General features: G+C 71.9%; 21 protein-coding genes and 1 rRNA gene. 5 read left to right on the forward strand and 17 right to left on the reverse strand.

Annotation, left to right across the window (positions count from 1 at the left end; translation table 11 throughout):
- Positions 1 to 36: 36 nt before the first annotated feature.
- Both ABZX40_RS35470 and ABZX40_RS35475 read right to left on the reverse strand, forming a co-directional pair.
- Positions 37 to 1284 (reverse strand): PLP-dependent aminotransferase family protein, encoded by a 1248-nt coding sequence (locus ABZX40_RS35470; protein WP_355747388.1) that lies wholly within the window; start codon positions 1282 to 1284, stop codon positions 37 to 39.
- A gap of 99 nt (positions 1285 to 1383) precedes the next feature.
- Positions 1384 to 2688: a helix-turn-helix transcriptional regulator gene (locus ABZX40_RS35475; RefSeq protein ID WP_355747391.1), complete on the reverse strand. Its 1305-nt coding sequence runs from the start codon at positions 2686 to 2688 to the stop codon at positions 1384 to 1386.
- A gap of 188 nt (positions 2689 to 2876) precedes the next feature.
- Here ABZX40_RS35475 and ABZX40_RS35480 point away from each other — a divergent pair, with 188 nt between their 5' ends.
- A complete protein-coding gene (locus ABZX40_RS35480) occupies positions 2877 to 3575 on the forward strand; it encodes a DUF4232 domain-containing protein (RefSeq protein WP_355747394.1) in 699 nt (232 codons plus the stop codon).
- A gap of 3 nt (positions 3576 to 3578) precedes the next feature.
- Here the strand turns inward: ABZX40_RS35480 and hemB are convergent, their stop codons facing one another.
- The gene (gene hemB, locus ABZX40_RS35485; RefSeq protein ID WP_355747397.1) at positions 3579 to 4571 is read right to left on the reverse strand and encodes a porphobilinogen synthase; all 993 of its coding nucleotides are present in this window, start codon (positions 4569 to 4571) and stop codon (positions 3579 to 3581) included.
- Between the two features lie 167 nt (positions 4572 to 4738).
- On the opposite strand from hemB, the gene ABZX40_RS35490 reads away from it, so the two are divergent.
- Positions 4739 to 5275 (forward strand): hypothetical protein, encoded by a 537-nt coding sequence (locus ABZX40_RS35490; RefSeq protein WP_355747400.1) that lies wholly within the window; start codon positions 4739 to 4741, stop codon positions 5273 to 5275.
- Between the two features lie 27 nt (positions 5276 to 5302).
- On the opposite strand, the gene ABZX40_RS35495 is transcribed toward ABZX40_RS35490, so the two are convergent.
- The 5 genes from ABZX40_RS35495 to ABZX40_RS35515 all read right to left on the reverse strand — a co-directional run bounded on the left by ABZX40_RS35495 (position 5303) and on the right by ABZX40_RS35515 (position 10963).
- Positions 5303 to 7003 carry a bifunctional uroporphyrinogen-III C-methyltransferase/uroporphyrinogen-III synthase gene (locus tag ABZX40_RS35495; RefSeq protein ID WP_355747403.1) on the reverse strand — a complete coding sequence of 567 codons (1701 nt, stop codon included), beginning with the start codon at positions 7001 to 7003 and terminating at the stop codon, positions 5303 to 5305.
- Positions 7000 to 7968 (reverse strand): hydroxymethylbilane synthase, encoded by a 969-nt coding sequence (hemC, locus tag ABZX40_RS35500; RefSeq protein WP_355747406.1) that lies wholly within the window; start codon positions 7966 to 7968, stop codon positions 7000 to 7002. Before hemC ends, ABZX40_RS35495 begins: the two co-directional genes overlap by 4 nt.
- Positions 7965 to 9689 carry a glutamyl-tRNA reductase gene (locus ABZX40_RS35505; protein WP_355747409.1) on the reverse strand — a complete coding sequence of 575 codons (1725 nt, stop codon included), beginning with the start codon at positions 9687 to 9689 and terminating at the stop codon, positions 7965 to 7967. Before ABZX40_RS35505 ends, hemC begins: the two co-directional genes overlap by 4 nt.
- Entirely contained in the window at positions 9686 to 10456 is a 771-nt protein-coding gene (locus ABZX40_RS35510) for a redox-sensing transcriptional repressor Rex (RefSeq protein ID WP_355747412.1), read from the reverse strand. Before ABZX40_RS35510 ends, ABZX40_RS35505 begins: the two co-directional genes overlap by 4 nt.
- 279 nt (positions 10457 to 10735) lie before the next feature.
- Positions 10736 to 10963, reverse strand: coding sequence for a glutaredoxin family protein (locus tag ABZX40_RS35515; protein WP_355747456.1), 228 nt, complete (start codon positions 10961 to 10963; stop codon positions 10736 to 10738).
- A 256-nt stretch (positions 10964 to 11219) separates the two neighbouring features.
- On the opposite strand from ABZX40_RS35515, the gene ABZX40_RS35520 reads away from it, so the two are divergent.
- The 3 genes from ABZX40_RS35520 (at position 11220) to ABZX40_RS35530 (ending at position 14914) form a co-directional block, all read left to right on the forward strand.
- The gene (locus tag ABZX40_RS35520) at positions 11220 to 12146 is read left to right on the forward strand and encodes an HAD-IB family hydrolase (protein ID WP_355747415.1); all 927 of its coding nucleotides are present in this window, start codon (positions 11220 to 11222) and stop codon (positions 12144 to 12146) included.
- A gap of 465 nt (positions 12147 to 12611) precedes the next feature.
- A complete protein-coding gene (locus tag ABZX40_RS35525) occupies positions 12612 to 13409 on the forward strand; it encodes an ECF subfamily RNA polymerase sigma factor, BldN family (protein WP_355747418.1) in 798 nt (265 codons plus the stop codon).
- Positions 13410 to 13654: 245 nt separating this feature from the next.
- The gene (locus ABZX40_RS35530) at positions 13655 to 14914 is read left to right on the forward strand and encodes a DUF5667 domain-containing protein (protein ID WP_355747421.1); all 1260 of its coding nucleotides are present in this window, start codon (positions 13655 to 13657) and stop codon (positions 14912 to 14914) included.
- A gap of 143 nt (positions 14915 to 15057) precedes the next feature.
- Here ABZX40_RS35530 and ABZX40_RS35535 read toward each other — a convergent pair whose 3' ends face one another.
- From ABZX40_RS35535 to rrf, 9 genes are all read right to left on the reverse strand, one after another.
- Positions 15058 to 16110, reverse strand: a complete 1053-nt coding sequence (locus ABZX40_RS35535; RefSeq protein WP_355747424.1) for a lysophospholipid acyltransferase family protein — start codon at positions 16108 to 16110, stop codon at positions 15058 to 15060.
- A gap of 23 nt (positions 16111 to 16133) precedes the next feature.
- Positions 16134 to 17195: an NAD-dependent epimerase/dehydratase family protein gene (locus ABZX40_RS35540; RefSeq protein WP_355747427.1), complete on the reverse strand. Its 1062-nt coding sequence runs from the start codon at positions 17193 to 17195 to the stop codon at positions 16134 to 16136.
- 288 nt (positions 17196 to 17483) lie between these two features.
- Positions 17484 to 17582: an AURKAIP1/COX24 domain-containing protein gene (locus ABZX40_RS35545; protein ID WP_003948845.1), complete on the reverse strand. Its 99-nt coding sequence runs from the start codon at positions 17580 to 17582 to the stop codon at positions 17484 to 17486.
- Positions 17583 to 17693: 111 nt separating this feature from the next.
- The gene (locus ABZX40_RS35550; RefSeq protein WP_355747430.1) at positions 17694 to 17906 is read right to left on the reverse strand and encodes a helix-turn-helix domain-containing protein; all 213 of its coding nucleotides are present in this window, start codon (positions 17904 to 17906) and stop codon (positions 17694 to 17696) included.
- A gap of 129 nt (positions 17907 to 18035) precedes the next feature.
- Positions 18036 to 18851, reverse strand: a complete 816-nt coding sequence (locus ABZX40_RS35555) for a phosphatase (protein WP_355747459.1) — start codon at positions 18849 to 18851, stop codon at positions 18036 to 18038.
- Between the two features lie 314 nt (positions 18852 to 19165).
- A complete protein-coding gene (locus ABZX40_RS35560; RefSeq protein ID WP_355747433.1) occupies positions 19166 to 20341 on the reverse strand; it encodes an acetoin utilization protein AcuC in 1176 nt (391 codons plus the stop codon).
- Positions 20292 to 21578, reverse strand: a complete 1287-nt coding sequence (locus tag ABZX40_RS35565; RefSeq protein WP_355747436.1) for an MFS transporter — start codon at positions 21576 to 21578, stop codon at positions 20292 to 20294. The genes ABZX40_RS35560 and ABZX40_RS35565 overlap by 50 nt, the downstream gene beginning before the upstream one ends.
- 74 nt (positions 21579 to 21652) lie before the next feature.
- Positions 21653 to 22297: an HAD family hydrolase gene (locus tag ABZX40_RS35570; RefSeq protein ID WP_355747439.1), complete on the reverse strand. Its 645-nt coding sequence runs from the start codon at positions 22295 to 22297 to the stop codon at positions 21653 to 21655.
- A 72-nt stretch (positions 22298 to 22369) separates the two neighbouring features.
- Positions 22370 to 22457, reverse strand: a 5S ribosomal RNA gene (rrf, locus tag ABZX40_RS35575); the annotation flags it as partial.

The following is a 22457-nucleotide window of genomic DNA, read 5'->3' on the forward strand; positions in this document are numbered from 1 at the left end:
CCGTCCTCCCCGGGGGAGAGGACGGCCGCACCACGCTCAAGCGCCGAGCAGTCCCGCCCGCAGCCGCCGCAGCCCCTCCCCGATCTCCTCCGGCGTCTGGGTCACGAAGCAGAGCCGCAGGGTCGCCCGGTCGGGCTCCCCGGCGAAGAAGGGCGCCCCGGGGACATAGGCCACCTCGTGCGCGACGACCCGCGGCAGCAGCGCCGTGGTGTCGTACGACTCCGGCAGCCGGGCCCAGAGGAACATGCCGCCCTCGGGCCGGTTCCAGGTGGAGCCCTCGGGCAGGGCGCCGGCCAGCCCGGCGAGCATGGCGTCCCGCCGCTCCCGGTAGACGGCGGCGACCCGGCCGACATGGGCGTCCAGGTCGCGGTCGGCGAGATAGCGGGCGGCGGCGAGCTGGTTGACGGTCGGGGTGTGCAGATCGGCGGCCTGTTTGGCGACCGCGCAGGCCCGCAGCAGCGGAGCGGGGGCGCGCAGCCAGCCGAGCCGCAGTCCGGGCGCCATCACCTTGGACAGCGAGCCGAGCAGCGCGACCCGGTCACCGGCCCCCGGCTGCGCCGCGATCCACGGCACCCGTTCCCCCTCGAAGCGGAGTTCGCCGTACGGGTCGTCCTCGACGATCCACAGCCCGCGCCGGGCGGCGACATCCGCGACGGCGGCCCGGCGCTCGGCGGGCAGGGTACGACCGGTGGGGTTCTGGAAGGTGGGGACGGTGTAGAGCAGCTTGGGCCGCTCCCGCACCACCAGTTCCTCCAGCGCCCCGGGGTCGATGCCGTCCGCGTCCCCCGGCACCGCCACCACCCGCGCCCCGGCGAAGCCGAACGCCTGGAGCGCGGCGAGGTAGCACGGATCCTCGACCAGCACCGTGTCCCCGGGTTCGAGCAGAGCCGTCGCGACCAGCGCCAGCCCCTGCTGGGACCCGGTGGTGACGATCAGGTCCCCGGCACCGGTGGCGAGCCCGCGCCCCCGGAGCCGCCCCGCCAACCCCTCCCGCAACGCGGGCTCGCCCTCGGTCGTCGCGTACTGCAACGCCCGTTCCGGCGTTTCCGCGAGCACCGCCCGGAACGCGTCCGCGATGCCGTCCGTGTCGAACAGCTCCGGCGCGGGCAGCCCACCGGCGAAGTTGATCATCTCGGGCCGGGCGGTGACGGCGAGGATGTCCCGCACGGGCGACCCCCCGACGGCCCGCGCCCGCGCGGCGAGCGGGGGCAGCGCGGCGGCGGAGCCGGAGCGGGCGGACGGAAGGGGCGCGGACGGAAGGGGCACGGACTCGGCGACGGTCATGGGCGGCGGCTCCTTAGGCGGCTGGATCCGCGCAGCCTACGGAGATGACTGCACCCTGCACAGACATTTCCGCGATCCGGACGCCGCACCGGGCTCCCCTCAGGGCCCCTCCCCATCCCCCTCCGTACCGTCCACCGCGTCCACCCACTCCTCGCCGCCCAGCGGGAACTGATACCCCGGCCGCCCGTTGTTCCCGCTCGTCCGGAACGGCCGCCCACCGTCATCGACCACGACCGTCCCCGTACGCTCCCCGCTGGACCAGCGCAGCTCCAGATACCAGGACACGTCGTACGCCGAGGCGTCGGCGGTGATCTCGAAGACCTCGGGGTCCGACTCGCTGACCTTGAACGGGAAGTCCCGCTGCCCCGCCCCGGCCACCACCTCGGGCCGCGCCCCGTCGAGCGCGACACTGAACGGCCGGACCGGTACGTCCCCGCCGCACCCGACGCCCATCACATAGTCGTTCCAGGCGAGCGGGGTGTCCCTGCCGACCACCCGGACCGTGAGCCCCTCGACCACCACGGTGTCCGCGCCGGTGCCCTGCACGGTCAGCGACAGCAACTGCTCCCCCGCCGACACCGCCCGGTACGCCCCCACCCAGGCGGGCGCGTCCTGCTCCACGGGCGGCGGCCCCACATCGGCCGGCTCACGGTCGATCAGATAGTGCTGGGAGCAGGGCCCTTCCCAGGTGTGGGGGCGGGTCGCGACGGTGAGCGGCGGCCCGGCGTCGACCGTGCCGCCGGACGCGGCGCCACCACCACCCGGCGTCACCGCCACCGAGGGCGGACCGGACCCGGAGGCGGACACCGAGGCGGAAGGGGACGGCGAGGCCGACGGCGAGGCCGAGACCGAGTGCGACCCGGACCCGGACGGCTCCCCGGACCCCCCGCCGACGCCAGGCGCCCCCACGGCACCCCCGTCCCGTCCCGCCCCTTCCGACGGCAGCCCCACCGCGAACGCCACCGCCCCGAGCACCCCCGCCAGCGCGACCCCGGCGAGCACGACGGTACGCCGCCGCAGCCACCGGGCCCGCCCCGCGGAGACGGACGGCACCGGCGGCCCGGCAAGCTCCACGGCCACCTCAGCGCCCCCGGCCTCCGCCTCCTCCCTCACCTCCGTACCCGTCCCACCCGTCCCCTTCTTCGCCCCGCTCCCCCGCATCGCGTCGGCCAGCACCCACCGCCGGTGCAGCTCGACCAGCTCCTCCGGCGCGGCCCGGCACAGCCGGGCGAAGCGCTCGACGGGCGCGTAGTCGGCGGGGACGGCATCGCCGTTGCAGTAGCGGTGCAGCGTCGACGTACTCATGTGCAGCCGCTTGGCGAGCACCCCGTAGCTGAGTCCGGAGCGCTCCTTCAGCTCCCTCAGAAGTTCCGCGAACCCGGTCGGACCCGTGCCTTCCGACACCCGTTCTCCCCTCCCCCTCGTCCCATCTCCCCGTTCCAAGGGAACGACGTTCCTCCAGGTCAGACGGTTGCAGTCATTCCAGCGTCCCGAATGGCCCGGCATCGCTGGCGCCCGGGACGGACCGGCGGACAAGCTCCGGTCATCCCAGCACACCGCACCACAGAACCGCACAGAAACGGGGATCCACCATGCGTACGTTCCGCCGCACCCGACTGCTCGCCGCCACCGGCGCCGCGCTCACCGCCCTCGCCCTGACCGCCTGTGCGAACGGCACCGGCACCCGCGACGAGGGGGCGTCCACCCTTGTCGAGCAGACCCCGGAGTCGGGCACCACCGCCCCGACCACCACCGGCAAGGACCAGAGCGCCCCGTCCGGCCAGGGCGGCAGCACCCCGAAGACAAACCCGAACCCGACCCCGGAAGCCGACCCGGCAGACGGCTCGGAAACCGACCCGGCCGACGACTGGACCCTCTGCAACGGCACCAACACCCGCACCACCGTCCAGGAGGTCCCCCGCCCCCTGAACCACATGCTGATGACCGTCACCAACACCGGCTCCCAGCCCTGCGCGCTGATGTACTACCCGGTGATCCGCTTCGACGAGATGCAGTGGGTGCCGCAGGCCATCGAGGACAGCAAGCCGCAGTCCGTGCCGATGCTGGAGCCCGGCGAATCCGGCTACGCCGGTATCAGGCTGAGCGCCGCCGACGGCTCCGGCACGGGCGGCAGCACCGGCCGCACGCTGACGGTGAGGTTCCAGGGCTCCACCCCCGACAGCGACGGCGGCCCCGCGGCGACCCCGACCCTCCCCGCCGGAGGCGTCTACTACGACAGCGAGCTGTCGGTGACGTACTGGCAGTCCGAGCCCGAAACCGCCCTCAACTGAGCCTCAGACCAGCATGCGGGCCGCTTCGGTGGCCCAGTAGGTGAGGATGTTCTGCGCGCCGGCCCGCTTGATCCCGGTGAGCGTCTCGATGATCGCCCGGTCCCGGTCGATCCAGCCCTTCTCGGCGGCGGCCTCGACCATCGAGTACTCCCCGGAGATCTGATAGGCGGCGACCGGTACGTCGACGGAGTCGGCGACCTTGGCGAGCACATCGAGATACGGCCCGGCGGGCTTGACCATCACCATGTCGGCGCCCTCCGCCAGATCGAGGGCCAGCTCCCGCAGCGACTCCCGCACATTGGCGGGGTCCTGCTGATACGTCTTGCGGTCCCCGGTCAGCGAGGAGCCGACGGCCTCCCGGAACGGGCCGTAGAAGGCGGAGGAGTACTTGGCGGTGTAGGCGAGGATCGCCACGTCCTGCCGCCCGATCCGGTCGAGGGCGTCGCGGACGACCCCGACCTGCCCGTCCATCATCCCGCTGGGCCCGACGACATGGGCCCCGGCGTCGGCCTGGACCCGGGCCATCTCGGCGTACCGCTCCAGGGTGGCGTCGTTGTCGACCCGGCCCTGCGCGTCCAGCACCCCGCAGTGGCCGTGGTCGACGGTCTCGTCCAGGCACAGGTCGGACATCACCAGCAGTGCGTCACCGACCTCGGCGCGGACGTCCCGCAGGGCGACCTGGAGGATCCCGTCGGGATCGGTGCCGGGCGTCCCGAGGGCGTCCTTCTTGCTCTCCTCGGGCACCCCGAAGAGCATGATCCCGGACACCCCGGCCTCGACGGCCTCGACGGCGGCCTTCCTCAGGCTGTCCCGGGTGTGCTGGACGACACCGGGCATGGCGGCGACCGGCACCGGCTCGCTGACGCCCTCCCGGACGAACGCGGGCAGAATGAAATCGGCGGGGTGCAGCCGGGTCTCGGCCACCATCCGCCGCATCACGGCAGACCCGCGCAACCGGCGGGGCCGCGCCCCGGGGAAGGATCCGTACTTCGACATGCCCCTACGCTACGCCCGCCTCCCCGCCCCCTTTGCCGACGCCCGGTCGGCCCGCCCCGCCCCGCCCGGGAACGCCACCCCCACCCCCCACGTCCTAAAAACCGGAACCCGAGAACCCGAGCAATGAACTCAAGAAGAACCCAAGCAATGAGTGGAGTGAGCGCCGCATGGCCATGGTCGGCCTGTTCTGGATCACCGAGGGCGATGTCTACCTGGGGTCGAAGCCGTCCGGCCTCGCCCCGGGCGTCCGACTGACCCCGGAGGGCGTCCTGGCCCTGGGCGACAAGCAGTCGGCCCTCTACCCCTGGGAGGACGTCCGCTCCCTCACCGTCACCGACGTCCCCGTCCAGACCCTGCGCCGCCGGGCGGGCGCGGTGACGGACATGGCGCTCGGCACGGTCGGCGCGGTCCTGGACATGGTCCCGGGCTCGTACAGCGGCCTCATGGAGGCGGACCCGCCGCTGATGACGGTCCGGGTGGAGACCCCGGACGCGACCCACGAGCCGAGCGTGTACGCGGCGGCGGCCACCGGCTACCCCGCCCCGGAGGTCGCCCTCTCCCACACCCTGCTGACCCGCCTCACCGAGGGCGCCGCGACCCTGGCGACAACACTGTCGGCCATGGCCGACTGGGGCCGCACGGCGGGCCCGGACACCCCGAAGCGGGCGGCCCGGGAGCAACTCCTGCGCGACTGGGCGCGGTGACCCGCGCCCAGCGCCCCCGCTCCTCTACTACGTCGTACTGCGCCTGCGCCGCGCCCCCGGCCGTCGCTCGCTGGGCCGGGTGACCGTCTCGCCCGCCTCGACCGCGGCGGCCCGCCGCCGGGTGCCGAACTCGGCCAGCGCCTCCGCGAGCCGGTGCACGGACGGCTCGGGAGCCATCACATCCACCCGCAGCCCGTGCTCCTCGGCGGTCTTGGCCGTGGCGGGCCCGATACACGCGATCACGGTCACGTTGTGCGGCTTCCCGGCGATCCCCACCAGGTTGCGCACGGTGGAGGACGAGGTGAAGAGCACGGCGTCGAAGCCGCCCCCCTTGATCGCCTCCCGGGTCTCGGCCGGCGGCGGCGAGGCCCGCACGGTCCGGTAGGCGGTGACGTCGTCCACCTCCCAGCCCAGCTCGATCAGCCCGGCGACCAGGGTCTCGGTGGCGATGTCGGCGCGGGGCAGGAAGACCCGGTCGATCGGGTCGAAGACGGGGTCGTAGGGCGGCCAGTCGTCCAGCAGGCCCGCCGCGGACTGCTCCCCGCTCGGCACCAGGTCGGGCTTCACCCCGAACGCGATCAGCGCGTGTGCGGTCTGCTCGCCCACCGCGGCGACCTTGATCCCGGCGAAGGCACGGGCGTCGAGCCCGTACTCCTCGAACTTCTCCCGGACCGCCTTGACCGCGTTGACGGAGGTGAAGGCGATCCATTCGTACCGGCCGGTGACCAGGCCCTTGACCGCCCGCTCCATCTGCTGCGGAGTGCGCGGCGGCTCGACGGCGATCGTCGGCACCTCGTGCGGTACGGCCCCGTAGGAGCGGAGCTGGTCGGAGAGCGAGGCGGCCTGTTCCTTGGTCCGCGGCACCAGCACCCGCCAGCCGAACAGCGGCTTGGACTCGAACCAGGAGAGCTGGTCGCGCTGGGCGGCGGCGCTGCGCTCACCGACCACGGCTATCACCGGCCGGCCGCCCTCGGGCGAGGGCAGCACCTTGGCCTGCTTCAGGGTCTGCGCGATGGTGCCGAGGGTGGCGGTCCAGGTGCGCTGGCGGGTCGTCGTCCCGGCGACGGTGACGGTGATCGGGGTGTCCGGCTTGCGGCCGGCCGACACCAGCTCCCCGGCGGCCGACGCCACCGAGTCCAGGGCGGTGGACACCACGACCGTGCCGTCCGACGCCCCCACCTCGGCCCAGCACCGGTCGGAGGCGGTACGGGCGTCCACGAACCGGACGTCCGCCCCCTCCGCGTCCCGCAGCGGCACCCCGGCGTAGGCGGGCACGCCGACGGCGGCGGCGATCCCGGGGACGACCTCGAAGGGCACCCCGGCGGCGGCGCAGGCGAGCATCTCCTCGGCGGCGTACGTGTCCAGCCCCGGGTCCCCGGGGACGGCACGCACCACCCGCCTGCCGCCCCGCGCGGCCTCCATGACAAGATGTGCGGCATCCCGCTGAGCGGGGCCACCAACGGAAGTTGACGAACCGTCAACGACCGTCAGCTGCGGTGTGCCCGGATCGGAGCCCGCGCGGGCCTCCGGATCCGTGTTCACCACGGAGACGCCCGGCCGCGCGTGGACGCGTACGACGTCGAGCACCTCGTGCTCGGCGACCAGTACGTCCGCGTGCGTCAGCGCCTCCACGGCGCGCAAGGTCAGCAGTCCCGGATCTCCGGGTCCGGCACCCAGGAAGGTGACGTGCCCGCGCTCCGGACCGGCGGGAAGGGTGGTGGGGCTCACTGTGCTCGCTCCCCCATCAGACCGGCCGCGCCCTGGGCGAGCATCTCGGCGGCGAGTTCGCGGCCGAGAGCCACTGCGCCCTCGTGCGTCTCGGGCACGGGACCGGTGGTGGACAGCTGCACCGTACGAGTGCCGTCGGTCGTGCCGACGACGCCCCGCAGGCGCATTTCCTTGGCAGTCTGCCCGTCGGCCAGGAGGTCGGCCAGCGCGCCCACAGGGGCGGAGCAGCCGGCCTCCAGGGCGGCGAGCAGTGATCGCTCGGCGGTCACGGCGGCCCGGGTGAACGGGTCGTCGAGCTCGCCGAGCAGGGCGGTCAGCGCCGCGTTGTCCGCGGTGCATTCGATCGCCAGTGCCCCCTGGCCGGGGGCGGGCAGAACGGTGTCGACCGACAGGAAGTCGGTCACTTCGTCGCCGCGGCCGATCCGGTTGAGCCCGGCGGCGGCCAGTACGACGGCGTCGAGTTCCCCATCCTGCACGTACCGGATGCGGGTGTCGACGTTTCCGCGGATCGGCACGGTCTCGATGTCCAGCCCATGGCCGCGCGCATACGCGTTCAGCTGCGCCATGCGGCGCGGTGAGCCGGTCCCGATCCGGGCCCCGCGGGGCAGGTCGGTGAACTTCAGCGCGTCCCGGGCGACGATGACGTCCCTCGGGTCCTCGCGCGGCGGTACGGCGGCCAGCGCCAGGTCGGCGGGCTGGGCGGTCGGCAGGTCCTTGAGCGAGTGGACCGCGAAGTCGACCTCGCCGCGCAGCAGCGCGTCCCGCAGCGCGGTGACGAAGACACCGGTGCCGCCGATCTGGGTCAGGTGCTCGCGGGAGATGTCGCCCTCGGTGGTGATGGCGACGAGTTCCACGGGCCGTCCGGTGACCTGGCGCACGGCGTCGGCCACCAGTCCCGACTGGGCCATGGCGAGTCTGCTGCGCCGCGTCCCCAGTCTCAGTGCCTTCTCGGCCTTCTCGGTCATACCCGTCGGTCCTTCACTTCCGTGCTGTCCTCGGCCCGGGATACGGCCTGGGCAGCCTGGGAGACGGCGGCGGCCGTCTCGGGGTCGAGGTCGAACAGGGTGCGCAGCGCGTCCGCGTACCCGGCGCCGCCGGGTTCGGCCGCGAGCTGCTTGACCCGTACGGTCGGCGCGTGCAGCAGCTTGTCGACGACGCGCCGCACGGTCTGGGTGATCTCTGCGCGGTGCTTGTCGTCGAGCGCGGGCAGCCGCCCCTCCAGCCGGGCGATCTCCTGGGCGACGACCTCGGCGGCCATGGTGCGCAGCGCGACCACGGTGGGCGTGATGTGCGCGGCACGCTGGGCGGCGCCGAACGCGGTGACCTCGGCGGAGACGATTCCGCGCACCTGGTCCACATCGGCGGCCATGGGCGCGTCGGCGGAGGCGCCGGCGAGGGTCTCGATGTCGACCAGCCGGACCCCGGCGAGGCGGTGGACGGCGGCGTCGATGTCACGGGGCATGGCGAGGTCGAGCAGGAACAGCAGCGGCTCGGGGCGCTCGGCGGCGGCGACCGGTTCGGGCCCCCGGTGCTCGGGGACCCGGCCGGTGGCGGCGGCGGTCACGGCGAGCGCGCTGATCAGTGCGGCGTCGGCGCCGGGCCCGCCGCGTACGGTCTCGCGCCGCTCGGCGGCGGCTCCGCCGGCCACCCAGCTGGCGTGCTGCTCCAACTGCGCCGCGTCCATACCGGCGACGGCGGCCTCGCCCATGACGGAGAACCCGGGCTGGGCGGCGGCGAGGTCCAGCGGACACCCGTCCTCGCTCCCCACGGAGGTCGGCGGCAGCCCGCCCCCGGGCCGGGTACGGCGGTCCCGGTCGTCGTCGATCTCGACCGCGGGCACCCCGGTGCGGCCCTCCAGGGCCTCGGCGATCAGGTCGGCGGTGAGGACGAGTCCGGTGGCTCCGGTGCAGGAAACGGCGATGTCGGCACGTGTCAGCTCGTCCGGCACCGCATCCATCGGTACCGCGCGGGCCAGCACGTCCGTTTCGCCGGACTGGTGCAGGATCTCGGCCAGCCGCCCGGCGCGCTCGGCGGTGCGGTTGGCGATCACGATCTCGGCGACCCCGGCCCGCGCCAGCGTGGCGGCGGCCAGCGAGGACATCGACCCGGCCCCGATCACCAGGGCCCGCTTCCCGCGCGCCCAGGCGGCCGTCTCCGCACCGGCGGCGAGCTGCTGGAGCCCGAAGGTGACCAGCGACTGCCCGGCGCGGTCGATACCGGTCTCGGTGTGGGCGCGCTTGCCGACCCGCAGGGACTGCTGGAACAGATCGTTGAGCAGCCGTCCGGCGGTGTGCCCCTCCTGGGCGGTGGCCAGCGAGTCCTTGATCTGCCCGAGGATCTGCCCCTCGCCGACGACCATGGAGTCCAGCCCGCAGGCCACCGAGAAGAGATGGTGGACGGCCCGGTCCTCGTAGTGCACATAGAGATGGGGAGTGAGCTCCTCCAGGCCGACCCCGCTGTGCTGGGCGAGCAGCGTGGACAGCTCGGCGACCCCGGCGTGGAACTTGTCCACATCGGCGTACAGCTCGATGCGGTTGCAGGTGGCGAGGACGGCGGCCTCGGCGGCCGGGTCGGCGGCGACGGTGTCCTGGGCCAGCTTGATCCGGGCGTCACCGCTCAGCGCGGCCCGCTCCAGCACACTGACCGGGGCACTGCGGTGACTCAGCCCGACGACGAGCAGACTCATGCCGGCATCACGGCGGGTACGTCCCCGTCGGGCCCCTGTTCGGCGGACTCCTTGACGTTCTTGCGGGCGGCCGGCGCGGCGCTCTCGGCGGCCTGCTCCTGCTCCTCACCGGCCTTGCGCTGCTCGTGGAAGGCGAGGATCTGGAGTTCGATGGAGAGATCGACCTTGCGGACGTCGACCCCCTCGGGAACGCTCAGCACGGTCGGGGCGAAGTTCAGGATCGAGGTGACCCCGGCGGCCACCAGCCGCTCGCACACCTGCTGGGCGGCCCCGGCGGGGGTGGCGATCACACCGATCGACACCCCGTTGTCGGAGATGATCTGCTCCAGGTCGTCGGTGTGCCGCACCGGGATCCCGGCGACGGTCCGCCCGGTCAGCGCCGGGTCGGCGTCGATCAGCGAGGCGACCCGGAAACCGCGGGAGGCGAACCCGCCGTAGTTGGCGAGGGCGGCGCCGAGGTTACCGATACCGACGATCACAACCGGCCAGTCCTGGGTCAGCCCCAGCTCGCGGGAGATCTGGTACACGAGATACTCGACGTCGTAGCCCACACCACGCGTCCCATAGGAACCCAGATACGAGAAGTCCTTGCGCAGCTTCGCGGAGTTGACCCCCGCGGCGGCGGCCAGTTCCTCGGATGAGACGGTGGGCACCGAACGCTCGGAGAGCGCGGTGAGGGCACGGAGGTACAGCGGAAGCCGGGCGACGGTGGCCTCGGGAATCCCTCGGCTACGGGTCGCCGGTCGGTGAGTTCGGCCAGTTGCCACGGTGCTCCTGCGGGTAGAGCGGGGCTGCGGGCGGGCATGTGTCTCCGGTGTCCCCGGACCGCCCCGTCGAGTGCAGGCTATGTCTTTGTGAACGCGTGCACAAAGATGGTGTCCGATTTGCCCGGCGAACGTGACCGGCGTCACGCGCCCCCGGCGCACACATCGGACACCGGCACACAGGCACCGCGCACCCACGACCCTGGGGGTCAAACCGCACACACTCCTTCAAGGTCCACGCCCCCGAGACCGATTCGCCGTCGATCCTAAGCGATTTTCGGACTACTTGTACTGGCCGGTCAGTGCCTTCCTCAGCCGGTCCGGGTCGACCCGCCAGAACGTGTGCTGCTTCCCGTCGACCAGCACCACCGGAATCTGCTCCCAGTACGCCTCGTGCAGCGCCGGGTCCCCGGTGATGTCCTTCTCCTCCCAGACCGCCCCCACCTCCCCGCACACCTTCTCGACCACCGTCCGGGCGTCGTCGCACAGATGGCAGCCCGACTTGCCGATAAGGGTGACGACACGCTCACGGGGCTCCGGACCACCGGAACCGGAACCGGAACCGGAACCGAAACCACCGGGACCACCGGGACCACCGGGACCGCCGCCGGATTCCTTGCGCCGAAAGAGGGGACTCATGACGTCATTGTCCCGCCGGAACCGCCCGCCGCACCCGCCCCGGCGTTACGCCGCGGACCGGGAGAGTTCACACCCCGCAAACCTCCCCACTCCGGAACCACCGAACAGACTGGCTATGCTCACGGACATGGCCGCTCTGCGATGGCTCACCCCCCGTAGGCGCTCCGCCACGGCGCGGAGCGTTCTGGCAGGCGAGGCTTCGGCCGAGGCCGCGCGCAAGTCCACCGAGGGCTCCGCCGAGCAGCCGGCCACCGGCGAGGAGCCCGAGTTCCCGGTCCCCGGCGACACCCGCGCCGCCGCCTTCTTCGACCTGGACAACACGGTCATGCAGGGCGCCGCCCTCTTCCACTACGGCCGCGGCCTCTACAAGCGGAAGTTCTTCGAGACCGGCGATCTGCTGAAGTTCGCCTGGCAGCAGACCTGGTTCCGGCTGGCCGGCTTCGAGGACCCGGACCATATGCAGGACGTCCGCGAGTCCGCCCTCTCCATCGTCAAGGGCCACCGCGTCGCCGAGCTGATGTCGATCGGCGAGGAGATCTACGACGAGTACATGGCCGAGCGCATCTGGCCCGGCACCCGCGCCCTCGCCCAGGCCCACCTGGACGCGGGCCAGCGGGTCTGGCTGGTCACCGCCGCGCCCGTGGAGATCGCCACGGTCATCGCCCGCCGCCTGGGCCTGACCGGCGCGCTCGGCACGGTCGCCGAGTCCGTCGACGGCGTCTACACCGGCAAGCTGGTCGGCGAGCCGCTGCACGGCCCGGCGAAGGCGGAGGCGGTCCGCGCCCTCGCCGCGGCCCAGCACCTGGACCTGACCCGCTGCGCCGCCTACAGCGACTCCCACAACGACATCCCCATGCTGTCCCTGGTCGGCCACCCCTACGCCATCAACCCGGACAGCAAGCTCCGCAAACACGCCCGCACCCTCGACTGGCGCCTCCGCGACTACCGCACGGGCCGCAAGGCGGCGAAGGTGGGCATCCCCGCGGCGGCCGGAGTGGGCGCGGTAGCGGGCGGCACAGCGGCAGCGATCGCCTTGCACCGAAGGCGCCGCTAGCCCGCCCGTCCCAGCCCGGGAGGCCGCGCCCCCACCCTCTCAGCTGCGGGCAATCGTGCCGCACCATTCGAGTGACCCCCACCACCACACACCCCACCACCACACAAACACCGACACACCCGAAAAAGCCCGACACACCCAACCGGCCCATCCCCGAAAACCGGCCAATCATCGCACCGTACCCAAGAAACCCCCTGACCACTCCCCTTGTCCGCGCACCGCCACAACACGCCCCGTATCCACCCTCAAACCGATCCATTCCAATCAACAACCGTTCAGCTATCGACACTTGATCGAGCATCAACCGGTTACAGAAGCGACGTAATCGATGATTTGAGCAACTGGGTGTAGCAGCGCCTGCACGAAGCGTTATTCTCCTCAGACGCAAACCGGTACCCCTCCGTCGCTACGACGGGTGAACGGTCCCGCACTGCACGTGATGGAAGCTCTGCCTCTGGGAGTCCCGTGTACCCACACGTCGGGGTTGACGCCTCGGGCCTGGCTACGCTGCGCGCAACGGTCCAACAACTGCTGCGCGACCTCGTCCCCACCGCGTACGCCGTCCCCGCCCTCGCCTCCACCTCCGCCACCGCGCCCGTGGGCCCGTGCTACGCACTGGCCGAAGGGACCGCCGCGGTCGGCAGACGGTCCCGCACGACCGGCGCCGCAACCGCGACCGCCACCGCCCCCGCCCGCCGTCCCGCGGCCGACAGCGACAGCGCCCGCATGATGGATCTCGTGGAGCGCGCCCAAGCGGGCGAGGCCGATGCCTTCGGCCGGCTCTACGACCAGTACAGCGACACCGTCTACCGCTACATCTACTACCGCGTCGGCGGCAAGGCCACCGCGGAGGACCTCACGAGCGAGACCTTTCTGCGCGCGCTCCGCCGTATCGGAACCTTCACCTGGCAGGGCCGCGACTTCGGCGCCTGGCTGGTCACGATCGCCCGCAACCTGGTCGCCGACCACTTCAAGTCCAGCCGCTTCCGGCTGGAGGTCACGACCGGCGAGATGCTCGACGCCAACGAGGTCGAGCGCTCCCCGGAGGACTCCGTCCTGGAGTCCCTCTCCAACGCCGCCCTGCTCGACGCGGTCCGTCGGCTCAACCCCCAGCAGCAGGAATGCGTGACCCTGCGCTTCCTCCAGGGCCTCTCCGTCGCGGAGACCGCCCGCGTCATGGGCAAGAACGAGGGCGCGATCAAGACCCTCCAGTACCGTGCCGTCCGCACCCTCGCCCGACTGCTCCCCGACGACGCCCGCTGACCACCGCTTCGTTCACACACGGTCATCAACCATCAACTCATGGTCAGTGAAAGCCCGTTGCCTCCCCGATCCGATCATCCGCAGTCCGTAACCCAAGTGCCGCGCCGCTCGTTGTGCGGGATGCAGGCTCCCTGTGGTCACCCCCTGGCCGGCTCCGATCACCCGATCGTGTGCTCATGGTCAGGGCGTGCAACCCTCAGGACCCCCTGGGGAGTCGACCGTCATGACGAGAGGAGGTGCCGCCAGTGATCGCGAACGTATCGGCACACCGGCGGGCGAACGCCTTCGCCCAGGCCACGGAGGAACAGTCCGGCCGGGGCACGGCGGCCGAGCAGACCGAGGGTTCGCCCCCGGCCGCGGCAGCCGCCGAACAGACCGAGCAGGGCCGTCTGCTGGCCCTCGCGACACGTCTCGGCGAGCTGCCCCGTCCGGAGCTGGACCCCGAGGTCAAGGTCGTTCAGCGGGCACAACTGGTGGCCGCGATGGAGGCAATGCTCCAGGAGGGCACCGCCACAGCGGCGGCAGCGGACCCTTCGGTGCCCGAGCAGCGTTCCCGCAGAACAAGGGGCGCTCACCGGGCCACCTCGCTGGGGAAGTTCCGCCCACGCAGCCGACTCGCCAAGGGCCTCACGGCCGGCGGTCTGAGCGTGAGCGTGGCGGCGGGCGCCTTCGGCGGAGTCGCCGCCGCCAGCTCCGACGCCCTCCCCGGTGACTCCCTCTACGGCCTCAAACGCGGCATAGAGGACTTCAAGCGAGGTCTCGCCGACGGCGACGACGAGCGCGGCGAGGCATATCTGCACCAGGCGTCCACCCGGCTCAACGAGGCCAGACGACTGATGGAGCGCGGTCGCGGCGGCCACCTCGACCACGAGTCCCTCGGCGAGATCCGCCGCGCCCTGTCCGGAATGACCCACGACGCCTCCGAGGGCCATCGACTGCTCACCGCCGCCTACGAGCGCGACCCCGACTCACTCGGCCCCATCCAGGCCCTCTCCTCCTTCTCCCGGTCCCACCGCGACGCCTGGGGCGCCCTGCGCGACAAGCTCCCGGTCCAGCTGGGCGATGTCAGCGAGCAGGTCACCTCGGTCTTCGACGCCATAGACCAAGAGGTCGCCCCGCTCCGGTCCCTGCTCCCCCAGCCCCCCGCCAGGAACGGCTCCGGCCCGTCCGGCGGCGGCAACCGGAGCAGCAGCCCCGGCCGCGACCGCTCCACCGGCTCCGCCGACCCCGGCCGCTCGTCCGCCACCCCCAGCACCGGCCAGGGCACCACCGACGGCGGACAGTCCCGCCCCGGCACCCCCACCCACCCCGCCGACCCCGGCACCGACCAGAACGACGGCCTCCTCGGCGGTGGCACCGGCGGCCTGCTGGACCCCCCGAAGAACACCGGCGGCACCAGCCCGGCCCCCACCAAACCGCCCAGCGCCGAACCCGATGTCACCCTGCCCCCGCTCCTCCCGGGCCTCCTGCCCGGCCTGGGCATCGACAGCGAGGACGCCGAGTAGCCCCACGGCCCGACGAGCCCCACGACGATGGGGGCGCCCTTCTCACGGAGGGCGCCCCCATCGTCGTACCCGAAGGGCGGGCGTGCCCGAAAGGCGGGCGTGCCCCGAAGGACAGGGCAGGGGTCGGAAGAACTCAGAAGAACTCAGAAGAACACCGAGCGGCGCTGTACCAGCAGCTTGTAGAGGGTGTGCTGGATCTGTTCGCGGACCTGGTCGGTGAGGTTGAACATCAGCATCGGGTCCTCCGCCGCTTCCGGCGGATAGCCGTCCGTCGGGATCGGCTCGCCGAACTGGATCGTCCACTTCGTCGGCAGCGGCAGCGCGCCCAGCGGCCCCAGCCACGGGAAGGTCGGGGTCAGCGGGAAGTACGGGAAGCCCAGCAGCCGGGCCAGGGTCTTGGAGTTGCCGAGCATCGGATAGATCTCCTCGGCGCCCACGATGGAGCACGGCACGATCGGAGCGCCCTGCCGCAGCGCCGTCGACACAAAGCCGCCCCGGCCGAACCGCTGGAGCTTGTAGCGCTCGCTGAAGGGCTTCCCGACGCCCTTGAACCCCTCCGGCATCACCCCGACCAGCTCGCCCTGCGCCAGCAGCCGCTCGGCGTCCTCCGCGCAGGCCAGGGTGTGCCCCAGCTTGCGGGCCAGCTCATTGACCACCGGCAGCATGAACACCAGGTCGGCGGCGAGCAGCCGCAGATGCCGGTCCGCCGGATGATGGTCGTGCACGGCGACCTGCATCATCAGCCCGTCCAGCGGCAGCGTCCCGGAGTGATTGGCGACGATCAGCGCACCGCCCTCGGCCGGGATGTTCTCGATGCCCTTCACCTCGACCCGGAAGTAGTTCTCGTACACCGGGCGCAGCAGCGACATCAGGACCTGGTCGGTGAGTTCCTCGTCGTAGCCGAAGTCGTCGACCTCGTAGTCGCCGGTCAGGCGGCGGCGCAGGAACGCCAGTCCGCCGGCGATCCGCCGTTCCAGGCCACCGCTGCCGCCGTCCGGCGCAGCCGCCGGTTCCTCACTGCTCACCGGACCATCATCCTGCGTCCGGCCGGGCGGCCCTCCGGCGGGCGGGTCGAGACGCTCGTCCAGCTGATGGACCGACGCGGGCTTGCCCCCGCCCCGGCGGCGTGCCGGGCGCTGCGCCGCGCCCCCGCGGGACCGGTCGTCGTCGAACGGAATGACCTTGGCATCCGCCATCGTTGCTGAGCTCCTCGGTTGCGCTAGTCCGTGCTCGTGCTCGGGGGGTGGCCGCCGCCGGCGACGGGCAGCGCGGCGAGCCGGTCGACGGCACGGGCGACGGTCTCGGGCGGCAGCAGCCCGGGGCCCCGGCCGCGCGCGAAGTCCGCGAAGGTCTCCGCGGTGGTGTACTGCGGCCGGAATCCCAGGGTCTCGCGCATCTGGACGGTCGAGACGGCCCGGCCATGGGTCAGCAGCCGGATCTGCTCGGGCGAGAAGTCGGTCATGCCGAGCGTGCGCACCAGCGAGCCGGCCCAGGTGACCGCGGGCAGCAGCAGCGGCACGGTCGGACGCCCGAGCCGCCGCGCGCACTGCGACAGCAGCAGCACCCCGTCCCCGGCCAGATTGAACGTGCCGCTGTTCAGGGTCCCGCGGCGCGGCTCCTGCGAGGCGATCCGCAGGACGTCGATGACATCGTCCTCGTGCACGAACTGGAGCCGGGGGTCGTAGCCGAGGACCGTCGGCAGCACCGGCAGCGAGAAGTACGCGGCGAGCGGCGAGTCCGCGCTCGGCCCGAGGATATTGGCGAACCGCAGCACACAGACCGCCACATCGGGGCGCCGCCGGGCGAACCCGCGGACATAGCCCTCGACCTCGACGGTGTCCTTGGCGAAGCCGCCGCTGGGCAGCGACTTGGGCGAGGTCGTCTCGGTGAACACCGCCGGATCGCGCGGCGCCGACCCGTACACATTCGTACTGGACTTCACCACCAGCCGCTTCACCGTGGGCGACTTCTGGCAGGCGCCGAGCAACTGCATGGTGCCGATGACGTTGGTCTCCTTGACCGCGGCCCGGCTGCCGCTGCCCAGCGCGGTCGCGGAGACATCCATATGGACGACCGTGTCGGCGCCGGTCTCGGCGAGCACCCGGGCGATCGTCGGCTGGCGGATGTCCGCGCGGATGAAGTCGGCGCCGCCGAGCTGGTGCTCGGGCTCCACGGCGTCCACCGCGACCACCCGGTCCACCTCGGGGTCCCGCTGGATCCGCCGGACGAACCGGCCGCCGAGCCGCCGCGCCACTCCGGTCACCAGCACGACCTTGCCCAAGACCAGCGCCCTTCTTCCCGAGGTACCGATGTACCGCGCTTCTGCGGCCAACCTAGCGCCTCGACGTTGCGCTGTGATGACCGCACGACCGCCGAGCCCTCGATTCCGCCCCGGCCCCCGCGACGCCCCTCCCCGCCCCGGGCATGACGATGGCCCCCCACCGGTCCAGGACCGATGGAGGGCCACCCACATTTCCCGCGCTCGACGGCATCACCCGCGTCGCAGAAGCATCAGCACCGCGGCGACGGCGACCGGGGAACTACCCCACGGCCACCATCCCGCACGGCCCTACTTCTTGTTACGACGCTGAACGCGCGTGCGCTTGAGCAGCTTGCGGTGCTTCTTCTTGGCCATCCGCTTGCGCCGCTTCTTGATAACAGAGCCCACGACTACCCTCGCTCACTTCTCATCACTCGGTGTTTGGGCGCCATGGGCCCACACGACCTACGAGGGGCTAGCCTACCCGCCCGAGCGCTGAGGTCGTAATCGAGGCGATCGTCAGGCCGTCTCCACCCCCACATAACTGTCGCGGAGGTACTCGTGAACCGCGTTCTCGGGGACGCGGAAGGACCGCCCCACCCGAATCGCGGGCAGATGACCACTGTGCACCAGCCGGTACACGGTCATCTTCGACACTCGCATCACCGAGGCGACCTCCGCCACGGTAAGGAACTGAACCTCGCTAAGAGGCCGATCGCCAGCTGCAGCCATGACACACCTGAACCTTCCGCACTCGACGGCCACCGGCTTCCCCTTCCGGTGACTCTTCGTCGTTGCGTGCTCACTCCCCAATGTAGGGGCGGGTGATGCGAGTGGGGAAGAGGTGCACCCATCGGCGGCCTACTGTGACAGACACGCTCGATTGAGTACGTAGCGGGTCAGCGGCAGGTAGTAATCGGATCGCACGCGGTCATCAAGGGGAACGGCGACGGACACCCGCCCCTCCGCCTCCCCGACGAACAGCGCGGGATCGTCCGTATCACCCAGACCGATGGCCTCGAACCCCAGCTGACCTGCTCCGCAGACCCAGCCGTGGTCCCCGATCACCAGCTCCGGCAGCGGCCCGCCGGCCTCGGCGAGCGCCGCCAGCGCCACCCGTACCGGCAGCGGCGAGTGGGCATGCGCGCCGGTCGCACCCCGGGGCCCCCCGGGGTGGTGCGCCCGCACGAACCCGACGCCCCGTACGTAGTCAAGGTTGTACGTGCGTAGACCGAACCGGGTCGTTATGTCGACACAGCGACCCTGCGCCGGGGTGAGAACAACACATCCCGCCGCCGACAAAGCGTCCGCGAGCCCGGCGTAGAAACCCAGCAGCGCGGCCGGATGCCCGGTTCCGATCAGCACCGGGCCCTTGCGCTGAGCTACCTCGGCGATCCGCTCGGCGAACCGGTCCAGCGCGAGCAGCGTCCGTAAAGGATCGATCACATCCGGCCCGTCCACACAGCGCGGATCCGGAGATACCCCGCACTTCTCGGCCATCAAACCGATCAACTCCGGCTCACTCCAGGCCCCTTCGGGATCGATCCCGATCAGCACCCGGGGATCCCGAGCCGCGAACAGCCGATAGCTCCGCAGACTCACCTCACGCCCGGTGGCCACGACCCCGGCGATCCGGCAGCCGACCACATGCCCCAGAACCCCACCACGACCGAGCACGCCCCGATGCTGCCGCACCGCCGCGCGACCCACCCCGGACTTCACCGTTTCCCCCACGACCGGCGTAACGGCCGAATCGCGTACGACCGGCGTAACGGCGGCTCCCCGCGCGGTCGGCGTATCGGCCGGGGCGTCCCATGGCTGGGGTGACGGCCAGGGCGTCCCGCGACTGGCGCAACGGCGGGGCGGCGTCCCGCCACCGGCGTGACGGCCAGGAGCCCCGCGACCGGCCTATCGGCCGGGGCGACCGGCGTATCGGCGGGGCGTCGAACCGCGACCGAGGTGGCCGTCGCCGCCGTACCGGCCGTGAACGGTCAGGCCAGCAGCCCCCGCAGCGGAAAGACCGCCCGCCGCGTCGCCAGCACCGCCTGGTCCACCCGGTCCCCCGGGTCGTACCCGTCCTCCCAGGCCGCCCACGCCACCGGCCACCGCCCGTCCGTCATCCGCCCCGGCCCCAACTGCCGGGTCCGCGCGAAGACCTCCGCCCGCCACCCCTCCGGAACCACCGTCTCCGGCGCCACTTCCCGCCCCGCCGCGATCCCCACCAGATGCGCCCACGACCGCGGCACCACATCCACCACCGCGTAGCCACCCCCGCCGAGCGCCACCCACCGGCCCCCGGCATGCTCGTGCGCCAGCTCATGACAGGCGACCTGCACCGCCCGCTGGGCGTCCAGCGACACCGCCAGATGCGCCAGCGGATCCTCGAAATGCGTATCCGCCCCGTGCTGGGTCACCAGCACCTGCGGCCGGAACTCGGCCAGCAGCTCCGGCACCACCGCGTGAAAGGCCCGCACCCACCCCGCGTCCCCCGTCCCCGCGGGCAACGCCACATTCACCGCCGACCCCGCAGCGGCCCCCGCCGCCCCGGTCTCCTCCGGCCACCCGGTCTGCGGGAACAGCGTCCGGGGATGCTCATGCACCGAGATCGTCAGCACCCGGGGATCGTCCCAGAACGCCGCCTGCACACCGTCCCCGTGATGGACGTCCACATCGACATACGCGACCCGCTCCGCCCCCAGCTCCAGCAACCGCGCGATGGCCAGCGCCGCGTCGTTGTAGATGCAGAACCCCGAGGCCGCCCCGGGCATCGCATGATGCAGCCCACCCGCGAAGTTCACGGCGTGCGCCGCGTCCCCCCGCCACACCGCCTCGGCCGCCCCCACCGACAACCCGGCGATCAGCGCCGACGCCTCATGCATCCCGGCGAACGCCGGATCGTCCACGGTCCCCAGGCCGTACGACGGGTCCGCCGCGCGCGGATCCGCCGACGCGGCCCGCACCGCCGCGATGTAGTCCTCCCGGTGCACCAGCCGCAGCGTCGAGTCCCCGGCCGGCTTCGCCGACCGGACCTCCAGCGCCTGGTCCAGGCCCAGCGCCCCGACCAGTCGCCGGGTCAGATCCAGCCGGACCGGATCCATCGGGTGCTCGGGGCCGAAGTCATAGCCCGTTACCGCCTCGTCCCACATCAGCTGTGCGCGACCGCTCATGCCCGCCACCGTATCGGTCGCCCGGACCCTCGAACGACCGGGCGTACACCAACGTCACCAGCACCAGAACCATCGGCACGAGCATGGCCCCCCGATAGCTCCACACATCCCCCAGCGCCCCCACGAGCGGCGACCCGACCAGGAACCCGACGTAGTTGAAGACATTCAGCCGCGCCACCGCCGCGTCCGACGCGCCCGGGAACAACCGCCCGGCCGCCGCGAACGTCTGCGGCACCAGCACACACAGCCCCAGCCCCACCAGCGTGAACCCGAGCATCCCCAGCCAGGCCCCCGGCGCCCCCGCCACCACCGCGAACCCGCCCGCGGCCACCACCGCCCCACCCCGCACCACCACCACGGCCCCGAACCGCCGCACCCCGAAGTCCCCCATGGCCCGCCCCACCAGCGTCGTCACCATGTAGACGTTGTACGGCACGGTCGCCAACTGCTCCGACGCCCCCAGCACATCCTGCACGTACTTGGCACTCCAGTTGGAAACCGTGGAGTCCCCGATATACACGAACGTCATCACCAGACACAGCGGCAACAACGCCTTGAACACCACCCCGGACGCCCCCGAGTCCACACCCGGAGAACCCGGAGAACCCGGAGACCTGGGGGAACCCGAAGAACCGGGAGAACCAGGAGAACCGGGAGAACCCGCCCCCTTCTCCCCCCTCCCCCCATCCACATACCACCGGCTCCCCACCAGCGCCGTCGGCACCAGGACCCCCACCACCGGCAGATACGACACCCACAGCGCCAGCCCCCAGTACGCCCCCACCCACGCCAGCGAGGCCCCCAGAATCCCGCCCAGGCTGTACGCGGCATGAAACCCGAGCATGATGCTCCGCCCGTACGCCCGCTGCAGACTGACCCCGAGCATGTTCATCGAGGCGTCGAGAGCGCCCACCGCCAGCCCGAACACCGCGAGCGAGACGCCCAGTTCGACCATCCCCTCCCCGGCCCCCACCCCGGACAGCGCCAGCAGCACCACCGGTTGCGACCACCGCAGCACCGCGCTGGGCCGGACCCGCCGCACCAGCCGCTCGGTGACCACACTCCCGACCCCGGCCAGGATCGGCACGGCGGCCAGAAAGACCGGCAGCAGCGCGTCGGACACTCCGTACCGGTCCTGAACTGCCGGAATCCGCGTCACCAGCAGGGCGAACGCCACCCCCTGGGCGAAGAAGCCGAACGCCAGCGAAGCCCTACCGCGCCGCAGCACTTCCGTCATGGCGGCGAGCGTAGGGCCCTCAGCAGCCCCTGCCTACATCAAGCCAAAGATGAATTCCCCTCACCTTCCCCGCCTCACACCACCAGACCGACCAGCTCCCCCATCCCGAAGAACACCCTCCCGGCCCCCTCAAGCCGCTCAACAGGCGTCATCCCTGCGAACCCCACCACATCCATCCCCGCCGCGACCCCGGCCCGCACACCCAGCGCACTGTCCTCCACCACCACACACCGCTCCGGCGCCACCCCCATCACCCGAGCCGCATACAGAAACAGATCCGGCGCCGGCTTCCCCCGCCCCACATCCTCAGAACTGAAGATCCGCCCGTCGTCGAACCACCGGTCCAGCCCGGTGACCCGATGCCCCACCCTGATCCGCTCATGACTCCCCGACGAGGCAACGCAGTACGGCACCCCATCCGCCGTCAGCTTCTCCAGCACCTCCACCACCCCGTCGACCGGCCGCAACTCCCGCTCGAACGCGGCAAAGACCCGCTCATGCAGCACCTCATCGAACTCCGCCGGCAACCGCTCCCCGGTCCGCTCCAGAATCAGATCGTGCACCCGATGCACAGCGGCCCCCATGTAGTCCCGCAGAGAGTCCTCGTACGAGGTCGGATGCCCCAGCTCGGTCAGATACCCGGCGAGCAGCCGATTGGAGATCGGCTCGCTGTCGACCAGCACCCCATCGTTGTCAAAGATCACAAGGTCATAGCGCATACAACGACCTTAAACTCCCCGGAAACGCAGAAGAGCCCCATACCCGAAGGTATGAGGCTCTTCCTAAAATTTGTTCGGCGGCGTCCTACTCTCCCACCGGGTCCCCCCAGCAGTACCATCGGCGCTGTAAGGCTTAGCTTCCGGGTTCGGAATGTAACCG

The organism is Streptomyces sp. NPDC004610, assembly GCF_040609715.1.
Lineage (GTDB): Bacteria > Actinomycetota > Actinomycetes > Streptomycetales > Streptomycetaceae > Streptomyces.

Excerpts from the sequence above, each read along its gene's own strand:
- hemC (WP_355747406.1), bottom strand. The coding sequence starts at position 7,968 with ATGACCGAGAAGGCCGAGAAGGCACTGAGACTGGGGACGCGGCGCAGC.
- ABZX40_RS35570 (WP_355747439.1), bottom strand. The coding sequence starts at position 22,297 with ATGCGCTATGACCTTGTGATCTTTGACAACGATGGGGTGCTGGTCGAC.
- ABZX40_RS35565 (WP_355747436.1), bottom strand. The coding sequence starts at position 21,578 with ATGACGGAAGTGCTGCGGCGCGGTAGGGCTTCGCTGGCGTTCGGCTTC.
- ABZX40_RS35470 (WP_355747388.1), bottom strand. The coding sequence starts at position 1,284 with ATGACCGTCGCCGAGTCCGTGCCCCTTCCGTCCGCGCCCCTTCCGTCC.
- ABZX40_RS35505 (WP_355747409.1), bottom strand. The coding sequence starts at position 9,689 with ATGAGTCTGCTCGTCGTCGGGCTGAGTCACCGCAGTGCCCCGGTCAGT.
- ABZX40_RS35490 (WP_355747400.1), top strand. The coding sequence starts at position 4,739 with ATGGCCATGGTCGGCCTGTTCTGGATCACCGAGGGCGATGTCTACCTG.
- ABZX40_RS35560 (WP_355747433.1), bottom strand. The coding sequence starts at position 20,341 with ATGAGCGGTCGCGCACAGCTGATGTGGGACGAGGCGGTAACGGGCTAT.
- ABZX40_RS35550 (WP_355747430.1), bottom strand. The coding sequence starts at position 17,906 with ATGGCTGCAGCTGGCGATCGGCCTCTTAGCGAGGTTCAGTTCCTTACC.
- ABZX40_RS35480 (WP_355747394.1), top strand. The coding sequence starts at position 2,877 with ATGCGTACGTTCCGCCGCACCCGACTGCTCGCCGCCACCGGCGCCGCG.
- ABZX40_RS35520 (WP_355747415.1), top strand. The coding sequence starts at position 11,220 with ATGGCCGCTCTGCGATGGCTCACCCCCCGTAGGCGCTCCGCCACGGCG.
- hemB (WP_355747397.1), bottom strand. The coding sequence starts at position 4,571 with ATGTCGAAGTACGGATCCTTCCCCGGGGCGCGGCCCCGCCGGTTGCGC.
- ABZX40_RS35535 (WP_355747424.1), bottom strand. The coding sequence starts at position 16,110 with ATGGCGGATGCCAAGGTCATTCCGTTCGACGACGACCGGTCCCGCGGG.